Genomic DNA, 10,423 nt, shown 5'->3' with positions numbered 1-10,423 from the left:
CCTTAATGGAAGCATTGACTTTGATTTAAATATCACGGGCAATACAAGGGTTAGGTATAGTGAAGAGGCTGTTGGTATGCTTCGCAGCTCTTTTGGAAATGGTTCCTCTGGCTATAGCATTGGATCATGGAGGTAAATGGGGTGAATGAAGTAATCCTCTCCAGAGCTGAGCGGACTACAGCTCAGCGATCATGATTTGAAATGGGCGAAGTCCCTCGCCATTATGCGTGGGACCAGCCTAAGTTAAGGTAGTCTGAAGGTGAGTGTGAGGAAGCAAATGATTTGACTTCATGGATAGGAGTCTGCAACCCGTCCTCTTAGCTGCTCCAGTTCAGCCTCGGTCCAGTCTTCCGGTTCGATCAATTCCGCCCAGGCGTCCAGGTAGTGTCTGGCCGAGAAGGAGTGGCCGTAGCCGGGCGGGGCGTTGCCGATGGTCAGGTCGGCCAACAGTTGCAGCATGGTCACCACCGGATACCAGCGCAGCTCCGGCGAGACGTCCGGTGCCCGGGGCTCCTGCATCCACTCCGGTTCCCGGAAGAATGACCAGGGCTCGAAGAAGGTGATCGGGTCACTGCCGTACTGCAGGAAGGCAATCCGAAAATCCCCCCACTCGCCATAAGGCATTTCCAGCCCCTGATACTGGTTCATGAAGCGCACCACCGAGCCGTTGCGAAAGGTCGGCAGCCAGGCCGGCGAGCCGAGCTCGCGGCTGCGGGTCACCGCTTGCCAGGTTTCGCTGCGATAGGGCGGGCCGCTCCAGAGGGCGCCGTGGAAGGGGTCGTCGATGATGTCGTAGAAGTCGAAGGAAAGATCGGAGTTCAGCGACCCCAGGCTGAGCCCGTGCAGATAGAGCTTTGGCCGTGACGTTTCGGGGAGGGTGGTCCAGTGCTCGTAGACCGTCTCGAACAGGGCGCGGGCGTTCTCTGCCCCGTAATCTCCCTCGGCAATGATCGAGAGATGGCTCGGCAGGTAGGAGTACTGGATAGTTGCCGTGGCCACATCGCCACGCTGCAGGTACTCCAGGGTGTTCTGGGCACCGGGGTCGACCCAGCCGCGGCCGGTGGGGGTGGCCAGCACCAGCACCGAGCGTTCGAAGGCGTTGACCCGCTTCAGCTCTTCCAGGGCGAGCCGGGCACGCTGGGTCGGTGACTCTGCGGCACTCAGCCCACGTAGACCCGTATCGGGGCCTTGGCCGGCTCACCCAGGAAGTCCGTCAGCTCCTCCGCGGAAGGCGTTCGAGAAATATAGCGCCGACCGCGACTGCCCAGCGCTTCCCAACTGATCAATGAGCTGGCGCTTCCGGTCAACATCGGGTCGCTGGGTGGCGCCAGGTCGTCCTGGATCAGCTCGTCCAGCTGCTGGAAGGAGTTGTCGGCGACGCGCAGGGCCAGGGTGAAGATGATCCCGTCGATGACCGACCAGAACAGCATCGCGGCGACCACGACGCCGATGACATTCGATACCCGGTGGGGAATGTGGCGCTGCAGCCGTCGCGAGAGGAAGCGAAAGGTGCGCCGGAACAGCCTGGCGACCAGCAGCAGGGCGGTGAAGACCAGCAGGGTGATCGTGCCGATGTAGAACGGACGTATGCCGCTGACCGGCTCCATGCCCATCAGCTCGCGAATGCTGTTCTGCCACTCGGAGGCCTGCCACAGGAAGGCCATGGCGATCACGGCACACACCACTGCCGCGGTGAGCTTGATGGTTAGCGCCTGGCGGGGGCTGGGCGCGGGCAGGTGCAGGTAGTACCAGAGCCAGTGGCCGGCATAGCCCAGTGCGTAACCGGCGGCGAGGGAGAGCCCCGACACGATGCCCTGTGAGTACATGGGCCTCGGCAGCAGGCTCGGGGTGAGGGAGAAGGCAAAGAACAGCGTCCCCACCAGCAGGCCTGTTGCCGAGAATTGTCGAAGCAGTTGTATGGCGGTGTGGTGCATGTTGTCCCTGCGCCGGTCGTCAAAAACCTAAGAGACTAGGGGCCAGGGCAGATGAGTGCAATGCAGGTTCAAGGTGAGCGCAATGCCTTGCCGCGGGTAAAACGCACCGGCGGGCTGTATTTCTCGCCTGCGGGTGCCCGTTCCGGGGCAGGACGGACCCGCCAGCCACGGGAGGTTGCCCACTCTTTCAGCTCCCGGTAGTCGAGCAGTGGATAGTCCCTTGAGTAGGGGTTGGGGGATGACGAGGGGAAGGCGAAGGCCACATGGGGATAGTAGGCGAAGGCGTCTGTGCTGCGATGGGCGGCCAGTGCACGGTCCAGGGCGGTCTGCCATGCTCGGGAGTCGCGACGTGCTTCTGCGGGTCGGGTTGCATGCATCGGATTGTCCTCGGTTGCTGCGTCTGGAGAGAGGCATTGCCCGGTCGCAGGCGCTGCCAGGGTTCATGAAAAACGCCCCGCCCGTTTTCGGGTGGGGCGTTGCCATATCAGCTCGACGGTGACTTCTTATAGTAGCCGGGGATGCGGAGCCGCTCCCCGTTGGGAAGGTCACGTACCTGTGTGGGTACATAGACGCGCTTGATGACACTTCTCGGTTCGGTCATGGTGCTTCCTCCCAAGCTTGCAACGATCGGGTATTCCCCCGGCTTGCCAGTCCGCTCAATCCCAGCTCAGCGCGCCCCCCACCTGATACTCGGTGACGCGGGTCTCGAAGAAATTCTTCTCCTTGCGCAGGTCGATGATCTCACTCATCCAGGGGAAGGGATTCTGGGCGCCGGGGTACTGCTCCTTGAGGCCGATCTGGGCCAGGCGGCGGTTGCAGATGAAGCGCAGGTACTCCTCCATGATCGCCGCGTTCATGCCCAGCACGCCGCGGGGCATGGTGTCCCGGGCGTAGGCGATCTCCAGCTCGGTGCCCTCGAGGATCATCTGGGTGACCTCGTCCTGGAACTCGGGCGTCCACAGGTGGGGGTTCTCGATCTTGATCTGGTTGATCATGTCGACGCCGAAGTTCAGGTGCATCGACTCGTCGCGCAGGATGTACTGGAACTGCTCTGCGACGCCGGTCATCTTGTTGCGCCGACCCATGGAGAGGATCTGGCTGAAACCGCAGTAGAAGAAGATGCCCTCGGTGACGCAGTAGAAGGCCACCAGGTTGCGCAGCAGCTCCTGGTCGGTCTCCGGGGTGCCGGTGTTGAAGTCGGCACGGGCCAGCGACTGGGTGTGCTTGAGGCTCCAGGCCGACTTGGCTGCCACCGAGGGGACTTCGCGGTACATGTTGAAGACCGCGCCCTCGTCCATGCCCAGGGATTCCACGCAGTACTGGTAGGCGTGGGTGTGGATCGCCTCCTCGAAGGCCTGGCGCAGCAGGTACTGGCGGCATTCGGGGTTGGTGATCAGGCGGTACAGCGCCAGCACCAGGTTGTTGGCCACCAGCGAGTCGGCGGTGGAGAAGTAGCCCAGGCTGCGCTCGACGATGCGTCGCTCGTCCGCGGTGAGCCCTTCCTGGCTCTTCCACAGGGCGATGTCGGCGTTCATGTTCACTTCCTGGGGCATCCAGTGGTTGGCGCTGCCGTCCAGGTACTTCTGCCAGGCCCATTCGTACTTGAACGGCACCAGCTGGTTCAAGTCGGCGCGGGCATTGATCATCTGCTTGTCGCTGACCTCGATGCGCGCCGCGCCCATCTCCAGCTCCTCGAGGCCGGCGGCGACGTCGAGCTCCTCCAGCGACTTGCGGGCGCGCTTGATGCGGTCGGCCTCGGCGACCACGTAGTTGCCGCCAGCTTCCTTGACCTCGCCGGCTTCAGCCGGGGCGCTTGGCTGCGGCTTGGCGGTGGGCGCCGGGGCTGCCTGTGCCGGCTTGTCGGCAACGGCAGTCTCGTCTTCGTTGAATTCGTCCCAGTTCAGCATTTCGATTTCCCTCAGATTTGGTGGGGGGCTATCGCGGCCTATCACTCGAGGCTGATCCGTCGGCAAGCCGGCGAGGAGGCGCTGTGAACCCATCCCTGGGCGCTACCGACGCCATCCCTGGCGTAGGACCTCCTCTTTGGCTTGCCCCCGGCGCCTCTCGCTTCACTGGTTGCAATAGCCCAAGGCGTGATAGCGAGGAGGCGATTGGTCGCCTCCGGCCTCCATGGCGCTACTGGCAGGCCTCGCAGCCCAGATCGTCGATCTCACCGGCGCTGGGCGCGCGCGAACCGCTGCCCGCCTTGCCGCTCAGGAAGTCCTCGATGCCCCGCGGCTCGGACGCGGCCGGCGCGGTGGGCGTCGGGCTCGGCTCCGGTGCACCGCCGTTGCTCACGGCATTCAGGGTGCCGCGCTCCACGGTGGACTTCTCCACCGAGGTGGCGCCCAGGGCGCGCAGGTAGTAGGTGGTCTTCAGGCCGCGGAACCAGGCCATGCGATAGGTCACGTCGAGCTTCTTGCCGGAGACACCCTTGATGTAGAGGTTCAGCGACTGGGCCTGGTCGATCCACTTCTGGCGGCGTGAGGCGGCCTCGACCAGCCACTTGGGCTCCACCTCGAAGGCGGAGGCGTACTTCGCCTTGAGGTCATCCGGCACCCGGTCGATGGGCTGCACGCTGCCGTCGTAGTACTTGAGGTCGTTGATCATCACCTCGTCCCACAGGCCGCGCTCCTTCAGGTCATTGACCATGAAGGCGTTGACCACGGTGAATTCGCCGGAGAGGTTCGATTTCACATAGAGGTTCTGGTACGTCGGCTCGATGGACTGGGTGACGCCGCAGATGTTGGAGATGGTGGCCGTAGGCGCGATCGCCATGACGTTGGAGTTGCGCATGCCCTGCTTGGCGACCTTGCCGCGGATGCGTCCCCAGTCCTGGGTGCTGGAGGTGTCCACCTCGATGTACTGTTCGCCGCGCTCAACCCTGAGCTTCTCGATGGAATCGATGGGCAGGATACCCTGGCTCCAGAGCGAGCCGTCGAAGCTCTCGTAGCGGCCGCGTTCGGCGGCGAGATCGCTGGATGCCTCGATGGCGTGGTAGCTGACCAGCTCCATGGAGCGGTCGGCGAACTCGACGGCATCGTCGCTGGCGTAGGCGATGCCCAGCGCATAGAGCGCATCCTGGAAGCCCATGATGCCGAGCCCCACTGGACGGTGCTTGAAGTTGGAGTTACGGGCCTGGGGCACCGCGTAGTAGTTGATGTCGATGACGTTATCGAGCATGCGCAATGCGGTACGTACCGTCTTGCCCAGCTTCTCGTTGTCGAGCTGGCCATCGGACACGTGCTGGGCCAGGTTGATCGAGCCCAGGTTGCAGACCGCAATCTCGTCGACGCTGGTGTTGAGCGTGATCTCGGTACAGAGGTTCGAGGAGTGCACCACGCCGGCGTGCTGCTGCGGGCTGCGCAGGTTGCACGGGTCCTTGAAGGTGATCCACGGATGGCCGGTCTCGAACAGCATCGAGAGCATCTTGCGCCACAGGTCCTTGGCGCGGACACGCTTGTAGAGCTTGAGCTGACCGCTGTAGGTCATCGCCTCGTACTCTTCGTAGCGCTTCTCGAAGGCGGCGCCATAGAGATCGTGCAGGTCCGGGCAGTTGGACGGCGAGAACAGCGTCCACTCCTTGTCGTCGAAGACCCGCTTCATGAACAGGTCCGGCACCCAGTTGGCGGTGTTCATGTCATGGGCGCGGCGACGGTCGTCACCGGTGTTCTTGCGCAGGTCGAGGAACTCCTCGACGTCCAGGTGCCAGGTCTCCAGGTAGGCGCAGACCGCACCCTTGCGCTTGCCGCCCTGGTTCACCGCCACCGCGGTGTCGTTGACCACCTTGAGGAAGGGCACCACGCCCTGACTCTTGCCGTTGGTGCCCTTGATGTAGGAGCCCAGAGCGCGAACCGGCGTCCAGTCGTTGCCCAGGCCGCCGGCCCACTTGGAGAGCAGGGCGTTGTCGCGGATGGCGCTGTAGATGCCATCCAGGTTGTCGGGCACGGTGGTGAGATAGCAGGAGGAGAGCTGGCTGCGCAGGGTGCCGGCGTTGAACAGCGTCGGCGTGGAGGCCATGTAGTCGAAGCTGGAGAGCAGCTCGTAGAACTCGATGGCGCGGCCTTCGCGGTCCTCCTCGTTCAGCGAGAGGCCCATGGCGACGCGCATGAACATCACCTGGGGCAGCTCGTAGCGTACGTCATCCTTGTGGATGAAGTAGCGGTCGTAGAGGGTCTGCAGGCCCAGGTAGGTGAAGGCGTTATCGCGGGTATGGTCCAGCGCATCGCCCAGCCGCTCCAGGTCGAACTCGGCAAGCCTGGGGTCGAGCTGCTCGAATTCGATGCCACGGGCCACGTAGGCGTGGAAGGCCGGCTTGTAGAGCTCGGCCATCTCGCCGAAGGTGGCCTCCTCGGCCACGCCCAGGAACGACAGTGCCTCGCGGCGCAGGTTGTCCTGCAGCAGCCGGGCGGTGACGTAGGTGTAGTTGGGGTCCTTCTCCACCAGGGTGCGGGCGGTCATCATCAACGCCTGGGATACCCCATCGACGGTAACCCCGTCGTAGAGGTTCTTCAGCGCCTCCTCGACGATGCGGTTGGGGTCGACGTTGGCCAGCTCCGCACAGGCGTCGAAGACGAGGGTCTCGATCCGTCCCAGGTCGAGCGGCCGTCGACTGCCGTCCACGGCCGTGACGTTGAGCGTCGGATGGGGTTTCTCGATGTCGTCGCCGGCAGCGGCCCGGGCCCGAGCGTGGGCTTCACGGTAGAGGACGTAGGCGCGGGCGACCTTCTGCTCGCCGGCACGCATCAGTGCCAGCTCCACCTGGTCCTGGATGTCCTCGATGTGTACCGTGCCGCCATCGGGCATGCGGCGCTGGAAGGTTTCGGCAATGGTGCGCGAGGCTTCGGCGACAAAATCGCGCACCCGGGAGGAGGTGGCGGCGTTGTCGCCCTCCACGGCGATGAAGGCCTTGGACATGGCCACGGCGATCTTGCTGACATCGAAGGCCGCCACATCGCCGTTACGCTTGATGACGCGCAGCGTCTGGGGCGCGGTGATGGACAGGCTGGCCGCATCGGGGGTCTGGAGCTGTTCCATGGTGGGGTTTTCCCTTCCTCTCGGGGCTTTTCGTCGGGGTGACATGGGCATTGACAGCAAGGGCGTGGCTTGCTAGATGCACATCATCTTGTGGTTTGTTTGTGGCTGAACACAAGATAGAGTGCTTTTTGGCAGTCATCAAGTGGATAACCTGTGGGTGAGCTGGTGACTTCCTGTGGCATCGTCGTCCAGCGAGGCTATGCTTCGCGGGTCTGGCTGTTTGTACGCAATATCAACACAAGCATGCGAAATGACATATTTCGGGTATCCTTGATGAAGATGGCGGGACAGGGTGTCCCGGAAATGCAAATGAATTGCCCAGCACGGGGATGACGAGGATGGCAGACAACCTGGAAAGTAGTGACATGGAACACGTGCTGATTATCGAGGACGATGTGCGCCTGGCCGAACTCACGCGGGACTACCTGGAGGCCAACGGCTTTCAGGTGACCGTGGAAGCCGAGGGCTCGCGAGGCGTCGAGCAGATCCTGGCCCTGCAGCCGGATCTGGTGATCCTCGATCTGATGCTACCGGGTGAAGATGGCCTGTCGATCTGTCGACGGGCCAGGCCCGACTATAGCGGACCGATTCTCATGCTGACCGCCCGCACCGATGACATGGATCAGGTGCTGGGGCTGGAGATGGGGGCCGATGACTATGTCCCCAAACCGGTTCAGCCCCGGGTCCTGCTGGCACGGATGCGTGCCCTGCTGCGACGGGCGGACAATACCGAGCAGGGTGGCGACGTCCGCCTCTCTTTCGGCAACCTGGAAATTGACAGCGCGACCCGCGAAGCCTGGCTGGAAGGCGATCGCATCGATCTGACCAGCGCCGAGTTCGACCTGCTGTGGCTGCTGGCCAGCAATGCGGGCCGCGTACTCACCCGCGAGGAGATCTTCAGCGACCTGCGCGGCATCAAGTACGACGGCCAGGATCGCTCCATCGACGTCCGGGTCTCGCGGATACGGCCCAAGATTGGTGACGACCCCAACCATCCGCACCGCATCAAGACGGTGCGCAGCAAGGGTTACCTGTTCGTCAAGGACGCCTGATCCATGCAGCGGTTCCTGGCCGATGGCACCTTCCTGCGCGTCTACCTGGCCCTGGCCATGGCGCTGCTGCTGACCTTCGGCCTGGCGCTGATGGGGCTGGCTCTGGTCGACCGGGTGCGTATCGAACAGTACCGCGAGCAGTTGGCCGAAGCGCCGCTGCAACTCTTGACCAGGAAGGTCGCCGCGCTGCCGGCGAACGAGCGGGGTGAATGGCTGACCCAGCAGTCCGACCGGCTGGACATGCGCCTTTCCCTGCGTAGCCCCGACGATGCCGACCTGAGCTGGTTCGAGCGAAGGCGTCTGGAGCGTGGCAGTGTGCTGGTCAAGCCGGAGGACGGGGCAAACTGGCGTCTCTATCGCCGGATCGCCGGGGAGTACCGGGTGCTCGAGGCGAGGCTGTCGGGGCTCAATGAGCGCCAGCTGCGCGGCCTCGCCCAGATGCTGGGGGACTGGCTGGCCGAGGTGGAAGGCGAGGCCCGCCAGCGGCGGCTGGCCAATGTGACCACCGATGCCCTGCCGATCGAGCTCAGCGACCTGGCGCCGGAGGGGCTCGACAGCCACCAGCTTTCGCGCCTGCGTGAGGGTGAGCTGGTCATCCGCCTGCTGCCTGGCCATTGGGCGCTGACAGTCTATCTTGCCGTACCTGCGCACAATGACGGCCGGCAGTGGCTATCGATCGGTCCGGTTTCGGCCCTGGAGCCGACCCCCATTTCCCTGCTGCTGCTGGTGCTGGTGATCATGCTGGCCGTGCTGGCGGCGATCATCTACCTCATCGTGCGTGGCGTGGAAGCCCGCCTGGCACGGCTGGAGCTGGCCGCCGGCCGCATCGCCAGTGGCCGACTCGACACCCGGGTCAAGGTCGACGGCGGTGGTTTCATCGGCCGGGTGGGCATGGCCTTCAATGCCATGGCGGCCCAGGTACAGTCGCTGCTGCGCTCCCAGCAGGAGATGATTCGCGCCGTATCCCACGAGTTGCGCACGCCTGTTGCCCGGATCCGTTTCGCCGTGCAGATGGTCGAGGACATGACCGACGACCCGGCCGTCCATCGCCAGCTGCAGGGCATCGATGGCGACATCGAGGAGCTCGACCAGCTCATCGACGAAATTCTCACCTATGCCCGCCTCGACAGCGGCATCGTCAACGGGGCCGAGCTGGAACGCACTGCCGTCGACTGCCGTGCCATGGCCAGGCGGGTGCTCGATACCCTGGCTCCGCTGCACGCCCACCTGCACCTGGAGCTGGTGCCCGGTCCCGAAGTGGAGGCCCTCGCCGATGCCCGTTACTTGCAGCGCGCCCTGCAGAACCTGGTGGCCAACGCCTGCCGGCATGCCCGATCTCGTGTGCTGGTGCGCCTCTCGGTGGAAGCGCGACTGGTGCGGCTGGATATCGAGGACGATGGCCCCGGTGTACCGGAGAGCGACCGTCAGGCCATCTTCAAGCCCTTTGCCCGGCTAGACGACAGCCGTACGCGCCGCTCGGGCGGCTACGGGCTGGGGCTCTCCATCGTCCAGAAGGTCATGGTCTGGCACGGTGGCAGCGTGGTGGTGGATGACAGCCAGGCGCTGGGCGGGGCCCGCTTCTCGCTGCTGCTGCCGAAACCGAAGGAAGCCGAGCGGCTTCCCCTCAAGCCGGCCTGATGCCTCCAGAACCGCGAACGAGGTCTCCCGGGCGGTGCGCAGGAAATCCTCCATCCAGGGCTGGTCGCGGCTCTCTTCCCGAATGGCGGCATACAGCGTGCTCCACATTCCCTCTTCCCCCAGGGCCACGGCCTTCACATAGTCCCGCTCCAGGTATTCGGTCAGCGCCCAGTTGGGCAGCGCGCAGACGCCGCGTCCGCTGGCCACCAGCTGCATCATCATGATGGTCAGTTCCGCCGTGCGCAGTTCCCGTGGCCTCACCCCGGCGGGGTCGAGGAACTGGGTAAAGACATCCAGCCGGCTGTGTTCCACCGGGTAGGTGATCAGCGTCTCCTCGGCCAGGTCCTGGGGAACAACGAAGGGTCGGTCGGCCAACGGATGCTGACGAGCCACCGCCAGCAGCCCCTGATAGCGGAACAGCGGTTCGTAGTAGACCCCGGCCAGTGTCTGCGGGTCGGCGGTGATCACCAGGTCGAGCTGTTCCCGGGCCAGCGCCGGCAGCGGGTCGAAGTGGTGGCCCCCGGGGATATCGATCTCCACTTCCGGCCAGTGATCGCGGAAGTGATCGATGGTCGGCATCAGCACTGGAAGCAGCTATGGCATTCGATGGCCATGTGCAGTCGCCCGGGCTCACTGGCCGACCAGCCTGGCCAGGTCCCGCTCGGCCATGCGCACCTGTGGCAGCACCTGCTCGGCCAGCACCAGGAGCCGCTGGCCCGCACGGGTGAACTCCACCGGGCGGGACTTGCGCACGAAGAGCTG

The 10,423-nt window shown here is 64.2% G+C and carries 7 protein-coding genes and 1 pseudogene; 2 read left to right on the top strand and 6 right to left on the bottom strand.

From position 1 onward, the window contains the following. Positions 1-288: 288 nt before the first annotated feature. The 5 genes from Q427_RS33795 to Q427_RS10010 form a co-directional block, all read right to left on the bottom strand. Positions 289-1,113, bottom strand: a complete 825-nt coding sequence (locus Q427_RS33795; RefSeq protein WP_231613597.1) for an alpha/beta-hydrolase family protein — start codon at positions 1,111-1,113, stop codon at positions 289-291. A 47-nt stretch (positions 1,114-1,160) separates the two neighbouring features. Continuing rightward, positions 1,161-1,934, bottom strand: coding sequence for an alpha/beta-hydrolase N-terminal domain-containing protein (locus Q427_RS33790; protein ID WP_231613596.1), 774 nt, complete (start codon positions 1,932-1,934; stop codon positions 1,161-1,163). A gap of 68 nt (positions 1,935-2,002) precedes the next feature. Further along, complete coding sequence (locus tag Q427_RS10020) at positions 2,003-2,311, bottom strand: hypothetical protein (protein WP_043513492.1); 309 nt, start codon at positions 2,309-2,311, stop codon at positions 2,003-2,005. A 279-nt stretch (positions 2,312-2,590) separates the two neighbouring features. After that, complete coding sequence (locus Q427_RS10015; protein WP_043513490.1) at positions 2,591-3,841, bottom strand: ribonucleotide-diphosphate reductase subunit beta; 1,251 nt, start codon at positions 3,839-3,841, stop codon at positions 2,591-2,593. Positions 3,842-4,070: 229 nt separating this feature from the next. Beyond that, positions 4,071-6,971, bottom strand: a complete 2,901-nt coding sequence (locus tag Q427_RS10010) for a ribonucleoside-diphosphate reductase subunit alpha (RefSeq protein WP_043513488.1) — start codon at positions 6,969-6,971, stop codon at positions 4,071-4,073. Between the two features lie 338 nt (positions 6,972-7,309). On the opposite strand from Q427_RS10010, the gene Q427_RS10005 reads away from it, so the two are divergent. Further along, positions 7,310-8,023, top strand: a complete 714-nt coding sequence (locus tag Q427_RS10005) for a winged helix-turn-helix domain-containing protein (RefSeq protein ID WP_043513486.1) — start codon at positions 7,310-7,312, stop codon at positions 8,021-8,023. A gap of 3 nt (positions 8,024-8,026) precedes the next feature. Next, positions 8,027-9,661, top strand: a complete 1,635-nt coding sequence (locus Q427_RS10000) for an ATP-binding protein (RefSeq protein ID WP_043513483.1) — start codon at positions 8,027-8,029, stop codon at positions 9,659-9,661. Here Q427_RS10000 and Q427_RS30005 read toward each other — a convergent pair. After that, positions 9,648-10,423: pseudogene (locus tag Q427_RS30005) on the bottom strand (LysR substrate-binding domain-containing protein); the annotation flags it as partial. The gene Q427_RS10000 and the pseudogene Q427_RS30005 overlap by 14 nt on opposite strands.

This window comes from Halomonas sp. BC04, from assembly GCF_000568385.1.
Note: the sequence above shows the minus strand (reverse complement) of the source record. Positions and strands in the feature narration are given on the sequence as shown.